This is a genomic window from Clostridium sp. HV4-5-A1G, from assembly GCF_900184915.1.
In the GTDB taxonomy this organism is placed as follows: Bacteria; Bacillota; Clostridia; order Clostridiales; family Clostridiaceae; genus Clostridium_B; species Clostridium_B aromativorans.
The window spans coordinates 1-26,819 of sequence record NZ_FXYI02000029.1 but is presented as its reverse complement, the minus strand read 5'-3'; the positions used below and the strand labels follow the sequence as shown (position 1 = coordinate 26,819).

Annotated in this window: 20 protein-coding genes; 16 read left to right on the top strand and 4 right to left on the bottom strand. The window is 34.6% G+C overall.

Translation table 11 applies throughout. The annotated features are described in order from the left end of the window. Positions 1-245 precede the first annotated feature (245 nt). Positions 246-2,867 carry a calcium-translocating P-type ATPase, PMCA-type gene (locus J5G60_RS05180; protein ID WP_150355947.1) on the top strand — a complete coding sequence of 874 codons (2,622 nt, stop codon included), beginning with the start codon at positions 246-248 and terminating at the stop codon, positions 2,865-2,867. 80 nt (positions 2,868-2,947) lie between these two features. Here the strand turns inward: J5G60_RS05180 and J5G60_RS05175 are convergent, their stop codons facing one another. Further along, on the bottom strand, positions 2,948-4,330 hold the full coding sequence (locus tag J5G60_RS05175) for a sigma-54 interaction domain-containing protein (protein ID WP_150355946.1): 1,383 nt from the start codon (positions 4,328-4,330) through the stop codon (positions 2,948-2,950). Between the two features lie 471 nt (positions 4,331-4,801). Between J5G60_RS05175 and J5G60_RS05170 the strand changes: the two genes are divergently transcribed. After that, complete coding sequence (locus J5G60_RS05170; RefSeq protein ID WP_150355945.1) at positions 4,802-5,992, top strand: hypothetical protein; 1,191 nt, start codon at positions 4,802-4,804, stop codon at positions 5,990-5,992. 33 nt (positions 5,993-6,025) lie between these two features. Further along, a complete protein-coding gene (locus J5G60_RS05165; protein ID WP_150355944.1) occupies positions 6,026-7,198 on the top strand; it encodes a M20 metallopeptidase family protein in 1,173 nt (390 codons plus the stop codon). Between the two features lie 44 nt (positions 7,199-7,242). Here J5G60_RS05165 and J5G60_RS05160 read toward each other — a convergent pair whose 3' ends face one another. From J5G60_RS05160 to J5G60_RS05150, 3 genes are all read right to left on the bottom strand, one after another. Continuing rightward, complete coding sequence (locus J5G60_RS05160; RefSeq protein WP_150355943.1) at positions 7,243-8,097, bottom strand: CvfB family protein; 855 nt, start codon at positions 8,095-8,097, stop codon at positions 7,243-7,245. Between the two features lie 151 nt (positions 8,098-8,248). Further along, positions 8,249-9,361, bottom strand: coding sequence for a Ger(x)C family spore germination protein (locus J5G60_RS05155; RefSeq protein ID WP_150355942.1), 1,113 nt, complete (start codon positions 9,359-9,361; stop codon positions 8,249-8,251). Beyond that, a complete protein-coding gene (locus tag J5G60_RS05150) occupies positions 9,358-10,758 on the bottom strand; it encodes a spore germination protein (protein ID WP_150355941.1) in 1,401 nt (466 codons plus the stop codon). Before J5G60_RS05150 ends, J5G60_RS05155 begins: the two co-directional genes overlap by 4 nt. Before the next feature lie 100 nt (positions 10,759-10,858). Between J5G60_RS05150 and J5G60_RS05145 the strand changes: the two genes are divergently transcribed. From J5G60_RS05145 to J5G60_RS05085, 13 genes are all read left to right on the top strand, one after another. Then, positions 10,859-11,941 (top strand): endospore germination permease, encoded by a 1,083-nt coding sequence (locus J5G60_RS05145; RefSeq protein ID WP_150355940.1) that lies wholly within the window; start codon positions 10,859-10,861, stop codon positions 11,939-11,941. A 77-nt stretch (positions 11,942-12,018) separates the two neighbouring features. Continuing rightward, positions 12,019-13,734 (top strand): spore germination protein, encoded by a 1,716-nt coding sequence (locus J5G60_RS05140; protein ID WP_229980955.1) that lies wholly within the window; start codon positions 12,019-12,021, stop codon positions 13,732-13,734. 15 nt (positions 13,735-13,749) lie between these two features. Then, the gene (locus tag J5G60_RS05135) at positions 13,750-14,856 is read left to right on the top strand and encodes a GerAB/ArcD/ProY family transporter (protein ID WP_150355938.1); all 1,107 of its coding nucleotides are present in this window, start codon (positions 13,750-13,752) and stop codon (positions 14,854-14,856) included. Further along, positions 14,840-16,105 carry a Ger(x)C family spore germination protein gene (locus J5G60_RS05130; RefSeq protein WP_150355937.1) on the top strand — a complete coding sequence of 422 codons (1,266 nt, stop codon included), beginning with the start codon at positions 14,840-14,842 and terminating at the stop codon, positions 16,103-16,105. Before J5G60_RS05135 ends, J5G60_RS05130 begins: the two co-directional genes overlap by 17 nt. Continuing rightward, the gene (locus J5G60_RS05125) at positions 16,102-16,269 is read left to right on the top strand and encodes a hypothetical protein (protein WP_179976933.1); all 168 of its coding nucleotides are present in this window, start codon (positions 16,102-16,104) and stop codon (positions 16,267-16,269) included. The genes J5G60_RS05130 and J5G60_RS05125 overlap by 4 nt, the downstream gene beginning before the upstream one ends. A gap of 89 nt (positions 16,270-16,358) precedes the next feature. Then, positions 16,359-18,281, top strand: coding sequence for an NAD(+) synthase (locus tag J5G60_RS05120; RefSeq protein ID WP_150355936.1), 1,923 nt, complete (start codon positions 16,359-16,361; stop codon positions 18,279-18,281). A 71-nt stretch (positions 18,282-18,352) separates the two neighbouring features. Continuing rightward, on the top strand, positions 18,353-18,775 hold the full coding sequence (locus J5G60_RS05115; protein ID WP_150355935.1) for an NfeD family protein: 423 nt from the start codon (positions 18,353-18,355) through the stop codon (positions 18,773-18,775). A 48-nt stretch (positions 18,776-18,823) separates the two neighbouring features. After that, the gene (locus J5G60_RS05110) at positions 18,824-19,762 is read left to right on the top strand and encodes an SPFH domain-containing protein (protein WP_150355934.1); all 939 of its coding nucleotides are present in this window, start codon (positions 18,824-18,826) and stop codon (positions 19,760-19,762) included. Positions 19,763-19,883: 121 nt separating this feature from the next. Further along, a complete protein-coding gene (gene addB / locus J5G60_RS05105) occupies positions 19,884-23,336 on the top strand; it encodes a helicase-exonuclease AddAB subunit AddB (RefSeq protein WP_150355933.1) in 3,453 nt (1,150 codons plus the stop codon). Between the two features lie 11 nt (positions 23,337-23,347). Further along, positions 23,348-24,061 carry a 5'/3'-nucleotidase SurE gene (gene surE, locus J5G60_RS05100; protein WP_150355932.1) on the top strand — a complete coding sequence of 238 codons (714 nt, stop codon included), beginning with the start codon at positions 23,348-23,350 and terminating at the stop codon, positions 24,059-24,061. Between the two features lie 14 nt (positions 24,062-24,075). After that, entirely contained in the window at positions 24,076-24,675 is a 600-nt protein-coding gene (gene mobA / locus J5G60_RS05095; RefSeq protein ID WP_150355931.1) for a molybdenum cofactor guanylyltransferase, read from the top strand. A 34-nt stretch (positions 24,676-24,709) separates the two neighbouring features. Continuing rightward, positions 24,710-25,666, top strand: a complete 957-nt coding sequence (moaA, locus tag J5G60_RS05090; RefSeq protein WP_150355930.1) for a GTP 3',8-cyclase MoaA — start codon at positions 24,710-24,712, stop codon at positions 25,664-25,666. 88 nt (positions 25,667-25,754) lie between these two features. Continuing rightward, positions 25,755-26,330 carry a hypothetical protein gene (locus J5G60_RS05085; RefSeq protein ID WP_150355956.1) on the top strand — a complete coding sequence of 192 codons (576 nt, stop codon included), beginning with the start codon at positions 25,755-25,757 and terminating at the stop codon, positions 26,328-26,330. The last annotated feature ends 489 nt before the right edge of the window (positions 26,331-26,819 follow it).

The following is a 26,819-nucleotide window of genomic DNA, read 5'->3' as shown; positions in this document are numbered from 1 at the left end:
CCGCACCCACCCTATTTTTTTTTTCAATAAGAATACGGCATAGTATATCTATTATGGTATCGTTTGCTCTTATATTTGTATAAGAGACATATATAATATCTTGGCAAAAATATAGTATAATTTTATCATAACTCACAGCTAAATATATAATTGACTATAGAATTTTTATATAACAGTGATAATGGCTATTTAATATGTATAAGATTACAGTGTTTTCAAAAAATAAAACTTGGGTAGGTGATTTTATGTGGTTTGAGAAAAGTTCAAATGAAATAATAAAAGAATTCAATACGGATAGGATAAATGGACTGAGTTCAAGGGAAGCTTTAATTAGAAAAGATAAATATGGTCCCAATAAATTGGCAGGGAAGAAAAAAAAATCTGTTTTAAGACTTTTGTTTGAACAGATAAATGACGTGTTGATATATATATTGCTGGCAGCGGCCGTAATTTCCGCTTTACTTGGAGAAGTAAGTGATGCAGTTATTATAGTAATTGTAGTTATATTAAATGCCGTAATAGGATTGATTCAGGAATCAAGAGCTGAAAGAGCACTTGAATCCTTAAAAAAGCTTTCTTTTCCCAAAGCACTTGTGAAAAGAGATGGGAGTATTCAGGAAATAGCTTCCGAAGAGGTAGTAATAGGAGATATAGTGATTTTGGAGGCTGGCAAGTACGTCCCCTGCGATTTAAGGTTAATTGAAACTGCCAACCTTAAGATAGAGGAATCAGCTCTAACCGGTGAATCAGTACCTTCTGAAAAATATGCAGAGAATGTCTTAGAAGGTGAGAATATATCTCTTGGAGATCAGCAGAATATGGCTTTTATGTCGACTATGGTAACTTATGGAAGAGGTGTAGGTGTTGCTGTAGCCACAGGCATGAATACTGAGATAGGGAAGATAGCAAAAATGCTTGATGAGGATGAAAAAAATCTGACTCCTCTTCAGGTGAAACTTGCACAGCTTGGTAAGGCACTTGGTTTCGCAGTACTTATAATATGTGTTCTCATGTTTGGTGTGGCAGTGATTCAAAAAAGGGATTTATTTGAAATGTTTCTGACAGCCATAAGTCTGGCAGTGGCTGCTGTTCCGGAGGGATTACCTGCCATGGTTACCATAGTTCTTGCAGTGGGAGTCCAGAGAATGATAAAGAAGAATGCCATAGTCAGGAAATTGCCTGCCATAGAAACCTTAGGCTCCGTAAATATAATATGTTCCGATAAAACTGGGACTTTAACACAGAATAAAATGACTGTGACGAAATTTTATGCTGATGGCATTTTGAATGATATTTCAGGTCTGGATGTGAAAAACAAAGTTCATTCCGCTCTTGTAAAAGATATGATGCTCTGTAATGATGCTACTTATTCTGCAGATTCCAAAACCGGAGATCCAACTGAAATTGCACTACTTGAATTAGGAGCTAAATTTGATTTATACAAGGAAGATGAAAATAAGTTACATCCCAGGGCAAATGAGATACCCTTTGATTCGGACAGAAAGCTTATGACTACTTTGAATAAATTCGGTGATAAGTACGATGTAATTACAAAAGGGGCTGTGGATAATTTAATTAAGCTGTGTAACAGCATATATGTAAATGATAATATAGTTCCACTTACTGAAGAGCTGAAATCAAAAATAATGGATGCTTCTGACAGCATGTCGAAAGATGCCCTTAGGGTACTTGCGGCAGCTTTTAAAAGGGTGGATTCAACTGAAATTGAAATTGATTCTATGGAAAGAGGTTTGACTTTTGTCGGTCTGGTTGGAATGATAGATCCTCCAAGAGAAAATGTTGAAAATTCCATAGAAGAATGTAGAAAATCAGGTATAAGGACGGTTATGATTACTGGAGATCATAAGAATACAGCCTTTGCCATAGCAAAAGAGCTTGGAATAGCAAAGGATTCCTCTCAGGTCATACTGGGATATGAATTTGATAAATTATCTGAAGAGGATGCCGAAGACAAAATTGACCATTTGAGAGTTTTTGCCAGAGTATCACCTGAACACAAAGTGAAAATTGTAAAGACATTGAAGAAAAAGGGAAATATAGTTTCCATGACTGGAGATGGTGTGAATGATGCACCTTCGTTAAAAACTGCAGATATAGGTGTAGCTATGGGAATTACGGGAACTGATGTGGCTAAAGATGCCTCGGATATGATATTGACTGATGACAATTTTTCAACTATTGTGGAAGCGGTAAAAGAGGGAAGAAATATATACAATAATATAAGGAAATCCATAGTATTTCTTCTTTCCTGCAATATAGGAGAGATAATAGCTCTGTTTATTGGCATAGTTCTGGGGTGGCCTTCGATATTAAGACCCATTCACCTTTTATGGGTGAATCTTATAACAGACAGCCTTCCAGCACTGGCCCTGGGAGTGGATCCTGATGATCCGGATATAATGAAAGAAAAACCTCGTAATGCGAAAGAGGGACTATTTTCAGGAAAAAATGGGGCACTTTTAATAGGCAACGGTATTTTGATAGGTATAATCACGCTGAGTGCTTTTTATGTAGGTACCAGAATATATCCAAATTCTCTTATGCATGCCCAGACTATGTCTTTTGTGGTATTGAGTGTGTCTCAGCTTTTTTATACCTTGAGTATAAGACATAGTGAAAAATCCATGTTCCAGGTTGGAATTTTTACCAATAAGTATTTGATTGGTGCGATAGTACTTGGAATAATACTTCAGAATATAGTGATCACAGTGCCATTTTTGGCATCTGTATTCAAAGTGTTTAGGCTCACCTTGAATGACTGGCTGTTTGTACTTTTGTTATCCATAATACCTCTTATTGTGAATGAAACTGTAAAAATACTCTGGAACAGGATAGTTAAAAGTTAATAGTGGGAAATGAATGTTAAATGGAGATTTTCGGACAAAAACGAAAATCTCCATTTAAATTGAATAAGCAATGGTAACCATCAGATAAAATGTGAGCTATTTTCACTGGGAAATAATTTTTTTAGTTTCCTATAAAGTGTCATTCTTGGAATTCCTAAAGTTTCCGCTGTTTTCGATTTGTTAAAATTATTTTTTATCAATGTATTCATTATCAATTTACTTTCAGTTTCATGGATGGAATTTTTTAGAAGCTTATCTTTATTATTTTCGTTGAGATCATTTTGATGGTTGTCTTCTAATAAAAATTCAGGTAAATCATCCATGGTTATAACTTTATTTTTGGAAGTTACCATTATCCTTCCCAATATATTTGTCAATTCTCTTATATTACCGGGCCAGTCATAGGAGGATAGAACTTTTAATATATTGTCGGGAAAATATTTTTTTATGTTGTATTTTTGGTAGAATCTATTTTGTATAGATTCTACCAAAATGTCTATATCCCCCTTACGCTCCCTGAGAGGAGGAATTTCAAGATTTAAAAAATTAAGCCTGTAAAACAAATCCTTTCTGAAAGTACCCTGAAGTACTTTTTTCTTCAAATCGCAGTTGGTGGCAGCTATTACCCTTACATCTATATTTATTATTTTATTACTGCCTATACGTTCTACTTCGTTTTCCTGTAAAACTCTAAGTAGTTTTGCTTGAAGAACTAATGGTATATCCCCTATTTCATCCAGAAATATAGTTCCGCCATTTGCCAGTTCAAATTTTCCGCATTTACCCTCTTTTGAAGCTCCGGTAAAAGAGCCGCTGTCATATCCAAACAATTCTGATTCTGCAAGATTTTCTGGTATTGCGGCACAATTTACTTTTACGAATGGATTAAGTCGTCTTTTGCTTTTATTATGAATAGCATGGGCAAACATTTCTTTACCAACACCGCTTTCACCGGTTATAAGTACAGTAAAATTAGAAAGAGCAAACTTTTCTGCCATTTTTTTACACTTTTTTCCGCTAGTGGAGTTTACTAAAATATCATTGAAATTATATTTTGCATGAAATGATGCATTTATACTATTGAATTTATTGGCCATATCTGTATTATCAAAGGACTCAGATGTAAATAAGCTCATTCCTCCTATTAATTGATTTCCGTATAAAAGAGGAATACTGTGAATGATAACTTTCGTTTTATCATTAAATTTATATATCTTCTCATTTTCAGGGATTCCTGTCTTAATTACATCTGGAAGTTTGGAATTGGGAATGATATTTTCTACTTGGGAATCCTCCAAATCTTTAAGTGTAATTTGAAAAAATTTTGTAAAAGCAGGATTTACATCTAATATATTGCATTTGGCATCTACAAATATAACTGGAAGTGAAATATTGTAAAATATCATGTGATTTATGTTACTTATATACTGTTTTAATTCTATTCTGGAAATTTTATCGTTCATAATTTAAAATGTCATCACCTTACCTTTTTTGAGTGTACAATAAATTTTGCTGTTGCAATTACAAAATGTATCAATATGTTACCCTAAAATTGTAACATATTGATGCACATGATTTCAATACGAAAGATCATAACACCGTGAAAAAGATCTCTTATACAAATATAATGTCGACTTTAAATGAATATTTAATATCTATATTTTTAAAATGTAAAGTAAAATAAATTATGAATCAGAAAATTAAAATTTTATGTGATGATTTTATCGAGGTTATATGTTTACAAGCAGGAGTTTATATAGTATTTTACTAAATGAAAATATTTAATGGAATGTATATATGAATACTATAGTTTAATATACTATTTATATGAATGATAAATTTCATGATTGCCAATAAGGTTTTTATTGGCATGGTAAATGCTACTAATAAAAATACTGAAATAATTTTCTGTAATTTAAAAAGGGGTGAAGTTAATGCAATTTACATCTGTTGAATGTTTCCTCGTAGTAATGGCATTTTTACTAATAGGGGAAGTTGTATCAGAAAAAACGAAGGCCTATGTTCCTTCAGTATTTATCTCGGCTGTTTTATTTTTAATAGCATTTTGGACATTTGCACCAAAGGATGTAGTTGTACGGGCATCTTTTGGTAAAGAGTTTATACAGATTGCTATGGGACTTCTTCTTGTACATCTAGGTACTCTTATGAGTTTGAGAAAACTGATAAGTCAGTGGAAGGCGGTAGTGGTTGCAGTCTGTGGAGTGTGTGGAATTATGGCTTTGACTATGACTGTAGGACTATTGCTGTTCGATTGGCACACAGTTGTGGCTGCAACACCACCTCTTACTGGGGGAATAGTGGCAGCATTACTTATGTCTGAGGGATTGAAGGCTCAAGGTATTACTGCTCTTGCAGTACTTCCAATAGCTATGTTTATAACCCACAGTTTTTTTGGATATCCTATTACCTCCTGGTGTTTAAAAAAAGAGGGAAAGAGAGTTATAAAGGACTTTAGAGAAAATGGTCCTGATCCAAAAGTTCTAAAAGAAGGAAGTATGTTTCAGGAAGAAAGTGAGAGGAAAAAGCTTATACCTGCACTTCCGAAAGCTTATCAGAGCTCTCCAATGATACTTTTTAAAGTAATACTGGTATCCATGCTTGCGGGATGGCTGTCTAATTTAACTGGCGGGGCAGTGAATCAGTATGTGATATGTCTCATACTTGGAGTTGTTTTTTGTGAACTGGGTTTTCTGGAAGAACAGTCTCTTGTCAAAGCAGGGGTTTTTAACTGGCTTATATTGGGACTTCTGGCCTATGTATTTTCGCAGCTGTCCAGTGTTACACCAGCACAGCTTTTAGGAATAATAGGACCGATAATTGTACTTATAATTTTGGGAATTCTGGGTATGTTTATAATGTCAATGCTCGTGGGTAGACCTCTTGGATTTTCAAAAGAAATGGCTTTTGCCTGTGCACTTACAGCACTTTTCGGCTTTCCGGCGGATTATGTTATAACTACGGAAGTCTGTAAATCTGTGGGCAGTACAGAGGAAGAAAAAAATTATCTGATAGACATATTGCTTCCTAGAATGCTGGTAGGTGGTTTTATGACAGTATCTATTGCATCTGTAGTCATAGCTAGTATATTCCTTAAGCTATTATAAATTATTTATTAAAATTAGGAGGCGCTTATTTATATGGGGAATGACGTGTTGGAGAGGGCAAAAAATATTAAAGATTGGTTGGTGGATTTAAGAAGAGATTTTCACAGACATCCTGAACAGTCGCTTAAAGAGTACAGGACATCCAAAATAATTACTAAAAATTTAATTGACATGGGGATTAAAGTGGATCATATTGGAGAAACAGGAATAGTTGGCATTCTAGAAGGAAGTTCAAAAGGTAAGGTTATTGCACTCAGGGCAGATATAGATGCATTATCTGTAACTGAAAAGACAGGTCTTCCGTTTTCATCGGAAAATATAGGTTATATGCATGCCTGTGGGCATGATTTCCATGCTTCTATGCTTTTAGGAGCAGCAAAACTATTGTCTGAGAAAAAGGATGAATTAAAGGGTACTGTTAAATTTTTATTTCAGCCTGCAGAAGAAATTGCGGAAGGAGCAAAGCAGATGGTGCAGGGGGAAGCCCTTAAAAATCCAGATGTGGACTATATTTTTGGTATGCATGTATGGTCTGATATATCCATAAATAAAGTGTCATTACAGGAAGGGCCAATTATGGCGAGTGCAGATATCTGGAAATTAAAAGTGCTTGGTAAATCTTGTCATGGTTCTTCTCCATGGCAGGGAGTGGATTCCATAACATGCGCTTCTGCAATAATTCAGGGTATACAGACTATAGTGAGCAGGGTGAATGATGTAAGAAGTCCAATAGTAATAAATATAGGAACTATAAGAGGCGGAGAGAGATTTAATGTAACTCCCGGTACCACTGAAATGGAAGGTATGAACAGAACTTTCAATGCTAATGTTAGAAAGGAACTTCCAAAATGGATGGAGAGAATAATTAAAAACACCTGTGAAGCATATGGATGTGATTATGAATTTAATTATACTTTTAAATGTGCTGTGACTGATAATGAACCCAAACACACTAGAGCGGCCATAAATTCCATAAAAAAGTTTATGGGTGAAGATGGAGTCATAAGTATAGACAGAATAATGGGCTCAGAGGATTTTTCTGAATATCTGGAGGAAATTCCGGGTTCATTGATGCTCCTTGGTGGAAGAAACGAGGAGAAGGGATGCAACTACTCTCATCATTCCAATTATTTTAATGTGGATGAAGATGCCCTTCCCATAGGGACAGCAGCTTATACTCAAGTAGCTCTTGATTTTCTTTCCTAGTTTGAAAAGCTGTATGCAATTCTGAAATGAATCGCATACAGCTTTTACTTAATGAGTTTTGTTCCATTTTCATCCTGAAAAATTAAATTTCTCTTCATAAGTCCTCCCAGGGCGTTTTTAAAATAATTTTTACTTTCATGAAATGTGGTTTTTATATCTTCAGGAGAACTTTTGTCATTATAGGGCATAAACCCGCCGTGTGATTTTAGGTAATCCAGTATTGTATCCTCCAGGGATAACCTCTCGTACTTTGGAGTTTTCCTGGGCGTAAGTCCCAGTTTACCATCTTCGTAAATCCTTTTTATTCTCAAATTGAGTTCATCGCCGATATTTAGCTTTGTAAAATATTCATTTCTTAATATAACACCCTTATATTTTTTATCAATTACCACCATGGCACTGTTGTTTGTCTGGAAACCATAGACAATGCCCTTTACCTCTGCACCTATATTGTATTTTTCATTTTCCTCCTCCACTTCTAAAAGATATCTGTCTATGTCTGTAGTTGCAGCTATTCTATTTGTCTTATCCAGATAGAGGTAAAAGGGATAGCATTTTCCCAGAATGAGTTTATACTTTTGTTCTGATATTGGAACCAGCACATCCCTTTCCAGGCCTATGCCTATGAAATAGCCGAAGCTGACTTGCGATACTGTTTTTAGCAGTGCAATTTCTCCTACCTGAGCCAGTGGTGATTTAAGAGTAGCAATTATTTTGTCTTTTGAATCCTTATATATAAAGGCATTTAGCTCATCCCCTATGGAAAGTTCTTTTCCCAGGGTATTTTTATTTGGAAGAAGTATGTCATCCCTGATACTGCCTGTTTTGGCATCCAGATAATATCCGAACTTGGTTTTCCGGGCTATTTTTAAGAGATTGAATTTCCCTAACGATACCATTTTATTTCACTCCTAGCTTTTTCAAAGTACAAAGTGCAAACTTAAACGATGCACAGTTTGCAATTTACAATATTGAACTTTGATATTTGAATATGATTTTTATTGTATTCAAAAATCATTATATACTATTATTCGCAATGATGCCAGAAAACTAACCTCCAAAATTTGTTTTAAGGGAAGAGCCTTCTATTGAAACGTGTACGTCCATTTTGAGCTGGCTTTTTTGAAATATGTTATCTGAATTTTCTCTAGGATATCTTCTTTGAAAGTCTTCCGTTATATGAAATATATCCAAATTTTTATCCTTATATTGTTTAAATATATCGTCACAGGCATAAATTATGTTCCTTTCCGCATTTGCCTCTATTGCTTTTATGGAGGCTTGATTTAAGTTGAGTTTATTTTGTGCTTCGGATATGCTTGCTTTTGTGTTTATTATTTTTTTTACTACTAATTTTTTACCATCGTAATACATTTTTGTTTTTGTGGTATTTTTTAGTATTTCCAGTCCTATATATTTGGAGGAAATATCCGGATTTGTGACTTCCATGGAGCCTCCGTTTATATTATTCAACATAAAATTATAGCCTAATGCAGTTTCTCTTCTCAATGTGTCCACCATTTTGTAATTGGTGATTATGGCCCCGTCTCCTATTTCTATTCTATTTTCGGGTTGATCCTGTTTTATCTGTACCATGGGAATAACAGATGTCTTGGATTTAGTATGCATTTCATTTAAAAAATCATTTAAGCTGGTCATAACTTCTCTGGAGGATGAGGGTATGTTCTTTATTAGGTCATGAATAAAGACCCCCAGATATTCCTGACCCTTTAATTTCATATTGATAAAATTGTCCGGACACCCCTTTAGAATAGCTATATTTGCCCTTAGTACAAATTCCTGATCCCTTTCAAAAAAATCTATAAAATCTTTCATGCTGCGTTCTGCAGCTTTTTGAGTAAATATAATTCCCATATTCTGAGTGTAATTTAATTTGTAATTGGAAGATAGATTTATATCTCTTATGGTTTCAAACATAGTTTTTCTTGAACCTTTAAAGAGGATCCTCTGGTCGCTGTTAGAAGAACTGGTAACAGTTTTTTGAGGCTTGAAGGCTTCTACATAAATTATGGGATTGTCCTGGCTATCTACATCTATTATACAGGCTGTTGCAAATATGACCTTATCTATATCGTTGTAGTTAAAGCATCCAGTGAGGAAAGATGCACATATTATTAGAAAGCAGCAGAGAAATTTTTTCATATCTTATCATCCTTGTTAAAATTATTATTGGATATATTGGTCAATTTTCCTCTGAGGAAAATATCCCTGTACCTTAAATTCTTTCTGGTAAGTATAGGGGTAATGTATGGGTAGCCGCAGCTATCCAGAGATGCTACATCCGATATCATTACGAACAATCCCATGAAGAATCCAAGCATACCAATTAGAGAACACAGGAGCAGTATTATAGAACTCCATACAAGTATGGGACCGTATAATTTAGGTGTTAAAAAGGAAGATATGGCAGATATGGCCACTATTATAACCGTACTTTGGGAAGTAAGGCCGGCGCTTACTGCTGCCTGGCCAAGTATGAGTGCTCCTACTATACTCATGGACTGCCCTATGGGTTGGGGAAGCCGTATTCCAGCTTCCCTTAGAAGCTGGAAGAAAAACAACATCAAATAAACTTCTATAACAGTGGGAATGGGCACGTCTGCTCTGGATGAAGAGAGCCTGAATACAAATATAAGAGGTATAAGTGAAAAATGATAGGTTGTAAGTGCTATATACAGTCCTGGCAGAAATACTGAAATCCCAAAAGCTGCAATTCTAATTAGTCTGACTATACTTGTGTAGTAAGTATTCAGATAATAATCATCCGCCATCTGAAAATTTTCTATAAAGAAATAAGGTGCGCTGAGGGCAAAGGGAGTACCGTCTACAAGAATAAGCACCCTGCCCTGTAGTATCTTGGATGCTGCAGTATCGGCTTTTTCAGTATAACCTATGGTATCAAAAATAGTTCCTGAATTTTTTAACTGTTCTTCTATATAATTTGTATCGAGAAGAAAATCTATGTTCATTTTTGAAAATTTATCATTGATGTATTTTATTACCTTTTGTGAAACCAGATCTTGGAGATACAAAAAAACTACAGTTGTATTGGAAATTTTACCTACAATCTTGTATTCTATTTTTAATTGTGGGCTTTTTATTCTTCTCCTTATAAGAGATATATTGTCCATTAAAGCTTCTGTTAAGCCTTCTCTTGGGCCCTTTATCACTGTTTCAGTTAAAGGGGTGTTTATAGTTCTCTTGTTGAATCCTTTGGCTTCACAGTATATGACATTGCCATAAAAATCAGATAATATTATAACGTCACCGGATAAAATGTGCAGTAGTGCATCATCTTTGGAATTTACATCACCTAGGGAGTTGCTGTAGAGAACCTGATCTTTTATCATTTCCACGTCAGTGATGGATTTGCTGTTTTTTATCAGAGGGGCTATTATATATTCGCTTATAAATTTTGAATCACACATGTCGTCTATAAATAACAGATATATGATTCCCCTACTGCATTTTATTTCACGGTGTTTTAAATCAGAGTTATTCTTTAATTTTTCGTTTATATAATTTAAATAATCATTCATATTTTCATCACCAGCTATATTATCTGTATTTTCTTGAATAACATTCATGGTTTAGCAGATAATATTCTTATGTAAAATTTAGTGTGAATGGAGATTATTTATGGGCAAATTCAGCTTTAAACATATATTTTTCATAGTGTCTGCCCTGTCAATATCCAGTTTGAAAACATATCCTCAAATTTTTATGAACATGTCCGGCAGAGACAGCTGGGTGGCTATTATAATAACTTGTATGATAATGTTGATTTATTTTGACTACCTGATAAATATATGTTTGAAAAACAATTGTTATAGTTTGCATGAAATATTTACTACTTCTTTTGGAAATTTATTTGGAAACCTGCTTTTAATCGTATTTGCATCGGCGGTTTTTTTATCTCTTATAGAGAGTGCCTCTGTAGAGGCAAATGTAGTACATACTAATTTTTTTATAGAAAGTCCTGTATGGTACATACTGCTATTTGTAGTAATACCGGGGTTCTATACCGTAAAAAGGGGTAGATATTCCGTAATGGCAGTTATCATGGTGTGTATAGCTATTTCCGTATTCAATGGAATAAACCTGGCTATTTTGACATCCAGATTTAAGGATTATGGTAGATTGTTCCCCATATTTGAACATGGAATAAATGCTGACTTTTTTTTATCCATTGTGAAATCGATAGGTATGTATTCTTCCATTGTTATAGCACTGCCCTATTTGAGTCAGCTGGATATTAAAAAGGGGCTTAGGACATATTCTTTTTTGGGTAATTTATTTGTAGCTCAGATGATAATTGTTGCTGTAGTGGGAGTACTTGCCACTTTCAATGTGGAGAGGGCAAATACCATTGTGTATCCTAAATTGGTCCAGACTCAGCTCATATCGTACTTTGGCTTTATAGCCAGCGGTGAATTCTATGTGATATTTCAGGTAATATCAGGCTGGTTTTCAAAATATGTAACTACATTTTTTGCCCTTGTATTGATATTTAGAGAATTTAAAATAAATAAAGTCGTAAATCCCAATATATTTTTGATTGTATTTACTGTTGTCATTTATGTGGTATCCTATATGACTTCAAAAAATTTACTTACACTTTTTAGTTTTCTGAATTTGTATGTATATGTGTGTGTAGCTGCACTGTTCCTACTGCCCCTAGTTGCTTTTACTGTGTTTAATTTAAAATCTTCGGGAAAATAATTTTTAATTCTATCCAAAAATTTTCATTAATTGTACATTATGAACTGTAAATTGTAAATTAAATGGAGGGTATGATAATGGGTAATATATTTAAAGGTATGGCTTCTTTGATTACATATAAACATAAAAAGGAAGTACAGGAATTTTATATACCTGAAATAAATGAAAACTCAGGAAATAAAGGCTATGATTATAATTCTTTAAATATAAAAAATGGCCTCAAGCAGAATAATGAAGACAAAATTTCATCGAATATTGATTCCAATGTAGAATTTATTCAGCAGGAATTTCACTATCCAGTCAACAAGGATATTATAGTGAGAAGAATTAGGATTGCAGGAAGATATAATGCATTTATAGCTTACTTGAATGGTGCCGTGGATAATAATATTGTAAATAATTTCATATTGAGGCCTCTTCTAAATTATAGAATTGAAAATGAGAGTGGGAATCAGGAAGATAAGGATTCGAATACAGATAAAAAACAAAAAGAGGTAAATTTCATTTTAAATAATGTAATTGAAATCAATTATATGAAAACTGTAAATAAACTTAAAGATGTCATATATCAGATAATTGTAGGTAATACAGTGCTGTATATAGATGGATGTGATTATTATGGCTCCTATGGCACGAAGGGGTTTGAAAAAAGAGAGGTAAATACGCCCCAGACGGAGGGATCTGTAAAGGGTTCTTATGAAGCTTTTACAGAAAATCTATCCACTAATGTAGCTCTTGTAAGAAAACTTATAAGAAATAAGGATCTGATTACAGAAAAGCTCAGGGTGGGGGACAGCAATAACAATGAATGTGCAATTATGTACATAGAGGGTATAGTAAACCCTGCAATAGTACAGGAAGTAAAGAGAAGAATAAGCAGCATAAAGACAGATTTTATATCTGGAACGGGAATGCTCGGAGAATATATTGGAGACAACACCTGGTCTCTGGTTCCCACAGTACTGTCTACGGAGAGAAGTGACAGAACATGCTATTATATTATGGAGGGAAGAGTGGCGCTGATTTCAAATGGCACCCCCTATGTTCTCATTCTGCCGATTACATTTTTCACATTGTTTCATACTTCGGAAGATTATATTTTAAAATGGCAGTATGGCTTTCTGCTGAGAGCTGTTAGAATATTTGGAATACTTGTATCACTGCTGCTTCCAGGGATGTATGTGGCACTGATAAACTATCATCAGGAGATGATCCCCTCTTCTCTTCTCATATCGATTGCCAGAACGAGAGAAGAAGTGCCCTTTCCCACTATTGTAGAAGTTATATTTATGGAAATTTCCTTTGAACTCATAAGAGAAGCCGGTATAAGGATACCGGGAATTTTGGGAAATACTATAGGTATAGTAGGTGCACTTATAATAGGTCAGGCAGCTGTGCAGGCAAGCATAATAAGCCCTATTTTAATCATAGTAATTTCCTTTACAGTACTTGGAAATTATTCCATACCTGATTTCAGCTTGACCTATGCTACCAGGATAATTAGATTGTCCTTTATCTTTTTTGGATATATACTGGGACTTTTGGGTGTATGCCTGGGAATAGTGGCTTATATAGCCATATTAGGCAATATAAAGTCCTTCGGAGTTCCTTTCCTCTCCAATTTTCCGCCTAAGACAAATAAAAGCAAGGATACTATTTTGAATTACCCTATCTGGAAGCAGGAATTCAGGCCCGATGAATTAAATACCATGGACTCAAAAAGACAGCCTGAGAATTCTAAAGGCTGGATGAATCAGGATGCCAATGTTGAAAAGAAGGATAAAAATATTTGAAGTAGGTGGAGATTTATGAATGAAGGTAACATAGGGCTGTTTCAAGCTGTATCCCTTGTAGTCTTGGCTATTATAAATAAAATATTTTATTCCAGTGCTGCTGCAATAGTTCAGAGAGTTGGAACTGCAGCCTGGTATTCAACCCTAGGCTCCTGCATCATAAGTCTGGTGTTTTTCTGTATTATATACATGCTTATGAAGAGATTTCCAGGAATGAATTTAATTCAGATATTTGATGAAGTTGTTGGCAAGTTTTTGGGGAAGATACTGGGAATGATACTCTGCGCATACTGTGTTTTTTATGCAGGATCTAATTTAAGGGAATTTGTTGATATGATAAAGATATACAACCTGCCACAGACTCCTCCCAGCTTTATAATGGGATGTATTCTACTGGTGTCAATGTTAATTACCTACTTTGGATTCAAAGGGCTTGGACAGTTGTGCGGCATTTGCCTTGTGCCCGTTATACTGGGCCTTGTCCTGGTGTTTTCCATGGCCTATCCAATATACAATTTTAATCATTTAAAGCCCTACCTTGGATATGGCATTATCAAAACTTTAAAGTCCGAATTTTTGAGAAGTTCTTCTTACAGCGAATTTATAATTTTATTTGTTGTGACAGACTCCCTCAGAGATTTAAAAGAAATAAAAAAAGCAGGTATTATAAGCATAATATTTTCTGGAATTGTATTCATGTTCTGCTTTATGTTCTACCTTGCCTCTTTCAACTATGCTTTTGGAGAAGAAAATATATCTGGTATTTTTGAACTCTCAAGGACAATTTATTTCAATAGATTTATTCAAAGAGTGGAGACAATATTTCTCATGACCTGGGTTATACCTTCCATGATAACTACAGCTATAGCATTTTATATATGTATAAGTATTTACTGTAAAATATACAATATAAAAGACCATAAACCCCTTTTGCTTCCCTTTGCCTTTCTGGTTTTTGTTGTGGCAATTATCCCCAAAAATATAATGGAGCTGATATCCATAAATTTAGCATTAATCCGTGAATACAGTATGTTTATAAATTATTTTATACCCACTGCTGTGCTTATCATAGCCATTCTATTAAAGAGAAAGGGTGGTAATTCAAATGTACAGAAAAATTAGTTTGCTTTTGATCTTCCTTATGCTTTTTACTGTACTTACAGGTTGCTATGATGCAGTGGAAATTGATGATGAAGTTTACCCTGTGATGCTGGGAGTGGATAAGGGAGCCAACAACAAATTTAGAATTACAATACAGTATTCTGTATATGGTGCAGCAAACAGAAATCAGGAAGGTACTCAACGTACGCAGTCCAATATAGCTGTTATAGAAGCTCCCAGTATTATAGAGTCCATGGAGATGTTTGGACAGGAAATATCCCGCAGAATCACATTGAAACATCTGAAAGTCATTGTATTTTCAGAAAAAATTGCAGTGGAGGGGATAGGAAAATATATTTTAGGAATACAGAGATACAGGGAGATGAGAAATACTGTGGCTATTACTGTGGTAAAAGGTGAAGCCCAAAATTTTGTCAGAGAAAATTTATCTATTATAGGAGAGAGCCTTCCCAAGATGGTTGAACTGTTTTTTTCCCAGCCTCTGCATAATTCCTATTCCGCTGAGGAACAATTTTTTGATTTTTACCAGAGTATTCTTTCATCGTATAAACAGCCTGTTGCATCATATGGCGGTGTAAATGATTATAGCAATATAGGAGAAGGAGAGAATCAAAAAGATATTCCGCCTATTACAGGTAAAGGGTATCTACCCGGAGAAATTCCAAGAAAGGGATCAGCTAAGAGGGAGCTTTCAGGTACAGCTGTATTTAATGGGGATAAAATGGTAGGTTACCTGGATAGCTATGAAACCAGGTACTATCTTCTTGTAGAAGGTAAGTTTAGGGGTGCCACCATAACTATAAATGACAAGTACAAACCTAGTACTGTTATCGTGGCCTATATTAAATTGGCTAGAAAGCCTAAGGTAAAAGCACATTTCAGCGGTGGGAAGCCTGTAATCGATGTGAATTTGAAGGTGGAGGCAGATATAGTTTCCATTAACAATAAAACCCCCTATGAAAAATTATATATGATACAGGATTTAAATGCTCAGATAAAAGATTTTTTGAGCAAGGGTATAAATAAAACCATTGAAAAAACCCAAAAAGAATATGAATCTGATATTTTCGGATTTGGGTACCATGTAGTGGACAATTTTAAAACCATTCAGGAATGGGAAGATTATAACTGGCTAAGTCATTATAAGGATGCAAAGATCAATGTAAATTTAACTGTAAATGTAAGAAGAATGGGAGCGGGCTTTTATACGTCGGATATATGGGATTCTGGAGGAAAGGTGGAAAAATGAAATATATACTGTGTTTTTTGATATTGTGTTCTGGCTACTATACATTAAGTTATGGGATTTACGTATGGGTAAGGGAAAACAATAGACTGGCGGCCTTTGGAGTATGGCTTCTGGCTCTGGTGTCTACTATAGTTCCCATTATAATGCTTATAATCAATGGATAATTTAGCTTATATTATTTATAATGTTATTATAGTATTAAATTGAAAAATTTTTAGCTCGGATATAAAAAGCCAATAGGAGGTAAAATATAATGAATTTCATACGGGTGTCATCGGCCTGCCCGCTGACGAATATAGGGGACATAGAGTTTAATTTGAAAAACATAGAGGATTGTATAGATAAAGCATCGGTGGAAAAATCAAAACTTGTGGTATTTCCTGAACTTTCCATAACTTCGTATACCTGTGCAGATCTCTTTGAGCAGCAGCTCCTTTTGAAAATGACGCTGGAAGCTTTGAAGGAGCTGTGTGATTATTCTAAAGGGAAAGATATTCTAATAGCAGTAGGAGCACCTATTGTATACAATAACTGCCTGTATAACTGTGCATGTATAGTATTTAAGGGAAATATTTTGGGGATTGTTCCTAAAAGCTATATCCCCAATTATGAGGAATTTTATGAAAAAAGATGGTTTACAGAGGGAATAGATGTCATAGACGAAAGCATTGATTTTTATTTTCAAAAGAATATACCCTTTGGTGTGAATTTAATATTTACCTGTGGAGATTTCAGGTTTGGTTTTGAAATATGCGAAGATCTCTGGGCAGTAATACCTCCAAGCAGTTATCTCTGTCTTATGGGGGCAAATATTTTGGGAAATTTATCTGCTTCAAATGAAGTTGTAAGCAAGTCTTCCTACAGGAGGAATCTCATATGTTCCCAAAGTGCCAGGGGTATGTGCTCTTACGTATATTCATCCTCGGGAGTATTTGAATCCTCTACGGATTTGGTTTTCAGCGGTGACTTGTGCATATCAGAAAATGGCGTTCTGCTGAACTCAAATAATAGATTTAAAAGAGAAAATGAGGTTATAACTGCAATCCTGGATGTAGACAAATTAAAAAGTCAGCGCCTGAAAAATGTGAGTTTTAGAGATAATGTAAAAAAATTTTCACACAAACCGGTAAACATAGAGTTTAGATTTGAAAATATGGATTATGGTGAGTTCAACAGAAGAGTTGAAAAACATCCTTTTGTACCTGACAATAAGAATGAAAGGGAGATAAGGTGCAGAGAAATATTCAACATACAGACTGCAGCTCTTGGAAAGAGAATAAGTCATACTAATTTGAAAAAAGCCGTGGTAGGTATATCTGGAGGTCTGGATTCTACACTGGCACTGCTGGTGACAGTCAAAACTTTTGATATCCTTCAAATTCCAAGAAAAAATGTAATAACTGTAACTATGCCGGGATTCGGGACTACTGATAGAACCTACAATAATGCGGTGAGCTTATGTAGAAATTTGGGTACGGAATTCAGGGAAATCAACATAGTAGATGCATGCACCCAGCATTTTAAGGATATTTCCCATGATAGGCGTATACATGATGTAACTTATGAAAATGTTCAGGCACGAGAGAGAACTCAAATTATAATGGATATAGCCAATAAAGAGGGAGGGCTTGTAATTGGCACGGGGGATCTATCAGAATTGGCTCTTGGATGGTGTACATATAACGGAGATCATATGTCCATGTATGGAGTAAACTGTTCTATACCTAAAACACTGGTGAGATACCTGGTAAGATATGTGGCAGACAGGGAAACTTCTCAAAACATATCGGATATTTTAATAGATGTACTAAGTACTCCAGTAAGCCCTGAACTTTTGCCCAAGGATAAAGAGGGACAAATATCCCAGAAGACAGAAGATATAGTAGGACCTTACGAACTTCACGATTTCTTTTTATACTATTTTGTGAGATTGAATTATTCTCCGCAGAAGATACTGTTTTTAGCTAAACAGGCTTATAAAAATGATTACAGCAGTCAGGTTATTGAAAAATGGTTTGATGTATTTATAAAGAGGTTTTTTACCCAGCAGTTCAAGCGTTCTGCAATTCCCGACGGTCCTAAAGTGGGTACAGTTAGCTTGTCTCCACGAGGAGATTGGAGAATGCCTTCGGATGCAAGCTATAAATTGTGGGTGGACTCCATAATTAAGGACTAGAGAACTTTATACTTTGTTAATTGCATATAATGGTGTATCATTGTATTATAGAATGATAAAAGGAGGATTGTATGTTTAACCTTATTTTATGGATTGTAATTGGAGCAGCAGCATTGACAGTAGATATAGTGACCAGTGCATTTTTGTTTATATGGTTTACGATTGGAGCTATTGGGGCTATTATAGCACAAATATTGAATTATTCATTTTTAGTACAATTTATAGTCTTTGTGGTCGTAAGCACAGTACTTATGATAATATGCTATCCAATAGTGAAAAAAAATATAAAAAAATCTGTAAAACCTACACCGCTCAGAGAGAAAACCTATATTGGCAAAGATATTGTGGTAGATGAAGAAATGGTGAAAAATAATGGAGTAAAAGTTGATGGAGTTTACTGGAATATAAAAAACAGGGAATATGTACTTAAAAAAGGTGACAGAATAAAGATAGTGGGAATGGAAGGAAATAAGTTGATTATAAAAAAATTGTAAGTTTATTGTGGTTTAAAAATAAATATTATATGGATTGGAGATGTAATTATGATAGGTAAAATTCTTATTCTGGTTGTTCTCATAGCTATTTTAGCTGCTGTGATATCTTCTATTAAAATTGTAAATACGGGATATGTGACCATTATAGAAAGGTTTGGACAATTTCATAGAGTTCTGCAGCCTGGCTGGCATTTTATAATTCCATTTGCGGACTTTGTACGAAGGAAGGTTTCCACTAAACAGCAGATACTTGATATTGAGCCGCAGAGTGTCATAACCCAGGACAACGTAAAAATTTCCATAGATAATGTCATATTCTATAGAGTATTGAGTCCTAAAGATGCTATCTACAATATAGAAGATTACAGGGCAGGTATAATTTTTTCAACTATTACCAATATGAGAAATATTGTAGGCAATATGACTTTGGATGAGGTGCTCTCAGGAAGAGATAAGATAAACAGTGAACTTTTAAGGGTAGTGGATGATATTACGGATGCCTACGGAATAAAGATACTGTCTGTGGAGATTAAAAATATCATGCCTCCTGCTGAAATACAGCAGGCCATGGAAAAACAGATGAAGGCTGAAAGAGATAAAAGGGCTGTAATACTTCAGGCAGAAGGGCAAAAGCAAAGTGATATAGCCAGGGCAGAAGGAGAAAAACAGGCTAAGATACTGCAGGCTGAAGCTGAAAAAGAAGCAAATATAAGAAGGGCAGAGGGACTTAGACAATCTCAGATACTGGAAGCGGAAGGTAAGGCAAAGGCCATAGAATCCGTAGCAGCAGCAGATTCAAAAGCCATTGATCTTGTGAACAGGGCCATAATAGATTCAGGTACTGATGAGAGGGTAATAGCTTTGAAACAAGTAGAGGCCTTAAAGGAAATGGCTAAGAATCCAGCAAACAAGCTTATCCTTCCCAACGAAGCGGTGTCTTCTCTGGGAAATATGGCAGCAATAGCAGATATGCTTCAGAGAAAATAATTTAGACAATTCACGATATACAGTCTACAGTTCACAATTGATGAGGATTTTCGGCATATACTGGAAATCCTCTATGACATTTAAACTCAAGCCTTAAACTTTTGGAAAGCGGTGTAGCTTTATGAGCATTAGATTCATATATGGCAGGGCAGGCAGTGGAAAAAGTCACTACTGCTTGAGCAGTATAAAGAATAGGATATACGATGGAAGTGACAGGAAGCTTATAATTATAGTCCCCGAGCAGTTTTCCTTTCAGGCAGAAAAAAAATTAATAGAGGCAATTGGGGAAAGGGGTATGCTGAAAGCCCAGGTACTCAGTTTTAGAAGGATGGCGGAAAGGGTTCTTAGTGAAGTAGGAGGAGGGACTAGAAAAAATATAAATGATGCAGGCAGGAGTATACTTTTATATAAAATAATAGAGGAAAATAGAGACAGATTAAAAGTATTTGACAAAGCTTCTAAAGAGAAGGGGTTCATAAATTTGATATCTGATTCTATAATTGAATTGAAAAGATACAAAATATCTCCTATGCTTTTAAAAGAAAGTGTAGATAAAGTGGAAAATGTGAATTTAGGAAACAAATTAGATGATATTGCCATAATTTTCTCTGAATTTGAGAATATACTCCATAAAAAATATCTGGATTTGGAAGATACCTTAAACATGCTCAGCGAAAAACTGGATGAATCCAAAATGTTTGACAATGCGGAAATATGGGTGGATGAATTTTTCAGCTTTACTCCCCAGGAATATGAAATCTTGAAAAAAATCATGCATAAGTCATATAGGATCAATATAACTCTATGTATGGAAGGAAGAGAAAAAAATCCTTCTGCCGAAAGCATGGATTTATTTTTGCCCACCAGGATTACAGAGAAAAAACTTTTACAGATTGCTAAAGATAACAATATAACCTATGATAGACCTATTGTTTTAAATTGCAGCCCCTGTCACAGGTTTAGAGAAAATCCTGAACTCCAGCATCTTCAAGATTATTTGTTTTCCTATCCCTATAGGATATACGATAGATCAGTTAAAGATATAGGTATATACAAAGCATTGAACCAATATACTGAAATAGAACATACTGCCAGAGATATTGTAAAGGCATGTAGAGATAAAGGCCTTAGATTTAGAGATATTGCAGTTGTAACTGGAGATTTAGATGGATATGAAAGTTTGATAAAAGCAGTGTTCAATGAATATGACATACCTTATTTTATAGATAAGAAGAGAGAAATTGTAAATAATCCTATTATAATTTTGATAGTTTCTGCTGTGGAAATATTGTCTAAAAACTGGTCCTATGAATCTGTATTTAGATATTTGAAAACAGGAATTTTGAATTTAGAATTTGATGAAATAGATATGCTGGAAAACTATGTCCTTGCAAATGGAATAAGAGGAAAAAGGTGGACTCAATCTGAACCCTGGGATTTTAGAATGAATTATGATGTTTCTGAAAAGGAGATATCTGAAGAGGAGGCAGAGTATTTAAATAGAATAAACTCCATAAGAGACAAGGTGAGAGAGCCCATACTCAAACTTTCAGCTGCTATAAAAGGTAAAAAAAAGGGAGTACAGATATGCCAGGGTCTTTATGATTTTCTCTGTGAATTGAAAATCCCTGAAAAAATAAAGGAACTTATAGAAGATTTTAAAGATAATTCCAAATTGGATAAAGCCAATGAGTACAGCCAGATATGGGATATAGTGGTGGATGTACTGGATCAAATAGTGGATTCCAGGGGAGATGAAGCTTTTGGAATGGAAGCTTTTAATGAGATGTTAGTGAATAGCTTTTTACAGTATAGAATAGGAGTGATCCCGCCTTCGCTGGATCAGGTTTTAGTAAGCAGTGTAACTAGGCTCAGGAGTCATGATATAAGGGCCCTTTATATTGTAGGGGTGAATGACGGCATTTTCCCCGCTGTTATACCTTCAGATGGAATTTTTACAGATGAAGACAGAGATTTGCTCAGGGAAAGGGGATTGGAATTGAAAGAAAATACCAGAAGCAGAGCTTTGGAGGAGCAGTTTCTAGTATACACTACACTGACTGCAGTGGATAAATATTTAAAATTGAGCTATTCCATGAGCGACGGAGAGGGGAAGACCAAAAGACCTTCTATTGTAATATCCATCATAAAAAAGCTTTTCCCAAAATTACAGGAAGAAAGTAATGTGATGGATGCTGCAGGAGATGAAGAGAGTATAGAAGCTGTAAATACACCTAAAGCTACTTTTAATGAGTTGATTTTGAATATAAGAAAAAATATAGGCCATAGTGATTCTATAAATCCTATTTGGATAGATGTGTACAGGTGGTATAGAAGAGATAATCGGTGGAATGAAAAATTAAAAGGCGTTTTAAATGGATTTTCCTATAATAATAAAGTGGAAATTATAGATACCGGTAAGGTGAGAAAACTTTATGGAGGGCATTTAACAGTGAGTGTTTCAAGGCTGGAAAAATATGCCCAGTGTCCATTTGCATATTTTGTACAATATGGACTCCAAGTTAAGGAAAGGAAAATGTATAATTTTAGTCCACCGGATCTTGGGAGTTTTATGCATGATATACTCCAAAAATTTTCTGTAGATTTAAAGGAGAAAAATCTGACATGGAAAGATATAGACGAAGAATGGTGCGAAGAAAATGTAAATTATATAGTAGATAAGGCCTTAAATGATAAACCCCGTTCTGTATTAAATAGCTCTAGAAGGTACAGACATCTTACGGATAGAATAAAAAGAATTCTTATAAGATCCCTGTGGCTTATAACACAGCATATGAAGAGGGGGGAATTTCAGCCCAAGGCATATGAACTATCCTTTGGATATAAAGGTGATTTTCCGCCTATTTCAATAAAACTTCATTCCGGTGAAGAAGTTAGTCTTGTGGGAAGAGCTGACAGAGTGGATACCATGGAAGAGGACAGCGTGACATATCTTAGAATAATAGATTATAAATCAGGTACTAAAGAGTTTAAGCTTTCCGATATATATTATGGCTTTCAAATGCAGCTTTTAATATATTTAGATGCCATACTTACAGAATTAGATGAAAGAGTTAATGTAGATGCCATTCCTGCAGGCATATTGTATTTTAAACTAGACGATCCTATAATAAGATCATCGAGTGATATATCAGAGGGTGAGATAGAAAAGAGAATAGTTAAGAGTTTGAGGATGAACGGACTGCTTCTGAGTGATCCGGATATTATCAAAAAGATGGATAAGGATATGGAAAGATCTTCAAATATTATACCTGCTTCTGTAAAAAAGGATGGCACTCTTTCAAAATCAAATTCGTCTCTGGCAACTGCTGAGCAATTTCAGCTTCTTAGAAAATATGTGAGGGGTACTATAGAAAAATTATGCGAGAAGATGCTGGAGGGAAATATAGAGATTACTCCATATAGGAACAAAAATAGAAGCGCCTGTAGTTACTGTATTTATTCGGCAATTTGTCAATTTGATATTTCTATAGAGGGTAATAGGTACAAAGTGATAAAGGATAAAAATGACGAAGAGATATGGAAGGACATTGAAAATGAAGTTCATAAATAGGAGGATAAGATATGAGATTATTACTCACTAACGATGATGGAATAGATGCTGAAGGTTTGCATATTCTAGCAAAATGTTTTGAAAAGGATAATGAAGTTATAGTTGCTGCTCCGAACATGCAGAGGAGTGGAAGTGGACATTCGATAACCACTGATAGATCTTTAACTGCAGAGGAAGTAAAAATTCCAGGGATTAACTCAAAAGCATATAGTATAAATGGAACTCCTGCAGATTGTGTGAGGGTGGGATTAAATAAAATAGAGGATAAAAAAATAGACATGGTAATCTCCGGAATAAACAATGGGTTTAATTTAGGTATAGATGTACTGTATTCCGGGACAGTTTCTGCAGCTATTGAGGCAGCTATCTGTAAGGTTCCTTCTATGGCGGTATCTTTGGATACCAAAGGCGGCAATTACGATTATAATATAGCAGCAAAGTATGCCTTGGAGGTATTTTCTACAATTAGGGGCAGATATAAAAAAGATGATGTGGTCTTGAATTTAAACGTTCCCCTCTTGCCAATAGAGAAAATAAAGGGTATAAAGGTCTGTAATATGGGATTTAAATATAAGAGGAAAGGTATGGATTCAAAGGAGTGTAATGAAACTACAGATGTGAAATATATAAATGATGGTTATGTGACTCTGACTCCACTGCATTATGACTTGACAAATTATAATATAATGAAACAGGTTGCAGAACTGTTTTCTAAAATGTCTTAAAGAAGAGAGGAACTATGGAAAAGTTTAAAACAGCTGTGATACTGGCAGGAGGAAAGAGTTCACGAATGGGATTTGATAAACAATTTATAAAGATAAATGAAAAAAGATTGCTGGAAATCATGGTTGACAGATTGAAAAAAGAATTTGATGATATTATTATAGTTACGAATAAACCAGAACGGTATGCAGGCAGTTCATGTAGGATAGTTTGCGATGAAATAAAACAAAAAGGTCCGTTGAGTGGGATTCATATTGGACTCAAGAAAAGCAGCAGCAAGTATGTGTATTTCGTAGCTTGTGATATGCCGAATATAAACATTGATTATATAAGACATATGAAGGAAAAAATAAGGAACTTAGATGTAGATGCATGTATAACTAAAGTGGGAAATAGGCTGGAACATTTTAATGCTTTTTATTCTAGAGGTGTGATTAAAAATATAGAAAATCTCCTTTTAAAAAATTGCAGAGCTGTAGCTTGTTTAACTAGTAAAGTCAATACTTTCTATATAGAAGAGCAAGAAGCAAGAAGATACAGCCCAGACTGGAATATGTTTCTAAACATAAATACTAAAAAGGATTTAGATAAATATATTAATTCATTAGATGATTAAAAATGCATTAGCCTATATGTGATGGAGGAATAATATGATAGATTCGTATGGAAGAAACATAAATTATTTGAGAATATCTATTACAGATTTATGTAATCTCAGATGTAGATACTGTATGCCTGAAAAAGGTATAACAAAAATACAACGTGATCAGATATTGAGGCTGGAGGAAATATATGAGCTGGCGAAAATTTTTGTGTCATTGGGAGTAAATAAAGTGAGAATAACAGGAGGAGAGCCCCTGATTAGAAAGGGCATCCTGAATTTAATTGAAAACGTAGGCAAGCTAAATGGAATTAAAGATTTTGCCATGACTACAAATGGAATACTTCTTAAAAAATATGCCGGGAATTTAAGGAGTGCAGGTCTCAACAGGGTAAATGTGAGTCTGGATACTTTAGATGAAAAAAAATACCATGATATAACTAGAGGAGGATGCCTGAAAGATGTTCTTGAGGGAATTGAAGAAGCTAGGAAAGTGGGACTTGCACCGATAAAATTAAACACGGTTTTGATCGGCGGGTTTAATGACAGTGAAATAGAAAGCTTTGTCAATCTAACAAAATATGAGAAAATAGATGTAAGATTTATTGAGCTTATGCCCATCGGACAGACAAAGGACTGGTCACTGAATAAATTTATATCCAATAAAACGGTTTTAGAGAAAGTTAAAGAATTAAAGGAGGTCACAAAGGAGGATGTTTCATCGCCGGCTAATTATTATAAATTACCCGGTGGAGAAGGGAGAGTGGGGCTCATAAGTCCTGTTTCCCATAAGTTCTGTAAAAATTGCAACAGAGTTAGATTGACAGCAGATGGTAAGGTTAAACGTTGTCTTCTTTCAAATGATGAGATAGATCTGAGATCAGCATTGAGAAATGAGGAAGACTTAAGGGAAATAATAGTTAACTTAATTAAGAACAAACCTAAAGAGCATGATCTGGAGAATGGAAAGTATATAAAGAGAAATATGACAGCTATAGGGGGGTAATGATAGAATTTATATGTTTCTGTGACAAATAGCTTTCTAGGATGATAGTTCAATAATTGATAGTGAGGTGAGCTGAGCAGTGACCAGAATGCATAATGTACCCAATATGATTTTGATTGGTTCAACTGCTAGAAATAGCGGGAAAACTACTCTTGCCGGTTTAATAATAAATAGATATAAATTAAATGGATCGGTAGTGGGTTTAAAAGTAACAACTATTCACGATAAAAATAGAAAATGTATACGTGGAGGAGAAGGCTGCGGGGCATGTTCAAGCTTAAAGGGGAATTTTCAAATAACGGAGGAATTGAATGCATCCAATAATAAAGATACATCTTTATTATTAGCTGCAGGAGCGGATAGAGTTTACTGGCTGAAAACACTGGAAGGTAATATATATGAAGGATTTGAGACTGTTATAGACTGTATACCTAAAGGTGCCCTTATAGTATGTGAATCAAATAGTTTACGAACTGCTGTTAATCCGGGTGTTTTTATCATGATAAAAAATACTCGGGATTGTCAAATAAAAAAATCAGCAGGTAAAGTTATAGATCAAGCTGACATAATTATAGAAAACAATTTCAATGATGATTTTCAGGAAATAATAGAGAAAATAGGAAACATAATAAAAAATAAACCCAGTAAAGATGCGATGTTTTGATATTTCCTCAAGAATTGACATAATAAATTTATTAGTGTATAATCTATATTAATAAATAGAATATAGTAAGGATTCTGAGATATACGCAGGCTTTAGTTTTGAACCTACATTAGAGAAACGGAAGTTCAATATTTAGATGAGTACATGTACCCTAAGCAATTGGCTGTAGGAGGATGGAGACATCTGTGAGGACATCCACCTGTGGAGACATAGGTGTCAAAATAAAGTTAACGGTATTTTGGATGATGTAATCTATGAAATTATAAAGTTCAAGAGAGATGCTAAAATCTCTCTTTTTTATAATTTAAATTTATGAGTTTTGGATAAATTAAGAGTTTAAATGAAAGTAAGCTTGACTTCAAATTCTGAATATTTTAAAATAAGAATATATTAAAAATTTGTTTATATAGAAATAAAAGTATATAATAAACTTTTAATATATAAAGTTTGGTGTAATGGATATGGATAAAAAAATTTTAACAGTATTCA

What these genes read in the sequence shown, in the direction of transcription:
- J5G60_RS05175 (WP_150355946.1), bottom strand. Translation starts at nt 4,330, where the DNA reads ATGAACGATAAAATTTCCAGAATAGAATTAAAACAGTATATAAGTAAC.
- surE (WP_150355932.1), top strand. Translation starts at nt 23,348, where the DNA reads ATGAGATTATTACTCACTAACGATGATGGAATAGATGCTGAAGGTTTG.
- J5G60_RS05135 (WP_150355938.1), top strand. Translation starts at nt 13,750, where the DNA reads ATGAATGAAGGTAACATAGGGCTGTTTCAAGCTGTATCCCTTGTAGTC.
- J5G60_RS05155 (WP_150355942.1), bottom strand. Translation starts at nt 9,361, where the DNA reads ATGAAAAAATTTCTCTGCTGCTTTCTAATAATATGTGCATCTTTCCTC.
- addB (WP_150355933.1), top strand. Translation starts at nt 19,884, where the DNA reads ATGAGCATTAGATTCATATATGGCAGGGCAGGCAGTGGAAAAAGTCAC.
- J5G60_RS05170 (WP_150355945.1), top strand. Translation starts at nt 4,802, where the DNA reads ATGCAATTTACATCTGTTGAATGTTTCCTCGTAGTAATGGCATTTTTA.
- J5G60_RS05130 (WP_150355937.1), top strand. Translation starts at nt 14,840, where the DNA reads ATGTACAGAAAAATTAGTTTGCTTTTGATCTTCCTTATGCTTTTTACT.
- J5G60_RS05165 (WP_150355944.1), top strand. Translation starts at nt 6,026, where the DNA reads ATGGGGAATGACGTGTTGGAGAGGGCAAAAAATATTAAAGATTGGTTG.
- J5G60_RS05125 (WP_179976933.1), top strand. Translation starts at nt 16,102, where the DNA reads ATGAAATATATACTGTGTTTTTTGATATTGTGTTCTGGCTACTATACA.
- J5G60_RS05140 (WP_229980955.1), top strand. Translation starts at nt 12,019, where the DNA reads ATGGGTAATATATTTAAAGGTATGGCTTCTTTGATTACATATAAACAT.
- J5G60_RS05180 (WP_150355947.1), top strand. Translation starts at nt 246, where the DNA reads ATGTGGTTTGAGAAAAGTTCAAATGAAATAATAAAAGAATTCAATACG.
- mobA (WP_150355931.1), top strand. Translation starts at nt 24,076, where the DNA reads ATGGAAAAGTTTAAAACAGCTGTGATACTGGCAGGAGGAAAGAGTTCA.
- moaA (WP_150355930.1), top strand. Translation starts at nt 24,710, where the DNA reads ATGATAGATTCGTATGGAAGAAACATAAATTATTTGAGAATATCTATT.
- J5G60_RS05160 (WP_150355943.1), bottom strand. Translation starts at nt 8,097, where the DNA reads ATGGTATCGTTAGGGAAATTCAATCTCTTAAAAATAGCCCGGAAAACC.
- J5G60_RS05145 (WP_150355940.1), top strand. Translation starts at nt 10,859, where the DNA reads ATGGGCAAATTCAGCTTTAAACATATATTTTTCATAGTGTCTGCCCTG.
- J5G60_RS05085 (WP_150355956.1), top strand. Translation starts at nt 25,755, where the DNA reads ATGCATAATGTACCCAATATGATTTTGATTGGTTCAACTGCTAGAAAT.
- J5G60_RS05110 (WP_150355934.1), top strand. Translation starts at nt 18,824, where the DNA reads ATGATAGGTAAAATTCTTATTCTGGTTGTTCTCATAGCTATTTTAGCT.
- J5G60_RS05120 (WP_150355936.1), top strand. Translation starts at nt 16,359, where the DNA reads ATGAATTTCATACGGGTGTCATCGGCCTGCCCGCTGACGAATATAGGG.
- J5G60_RS05150 (WP_150355941.1), bottom strand. Translation starts at nt 10,758, where the DNA reads ATGAATGATTATTTAAATTATATAAACGAAAAATTAAAGAATAACTCT.
- J5G60_RS05115 (WP_150355935.1), top strand. Translation starts at nt 18,353, where the DNA reads ATGTTTAACCTTATTTTATGGATTGTAATTGGAGCAGCAGCATTGACA.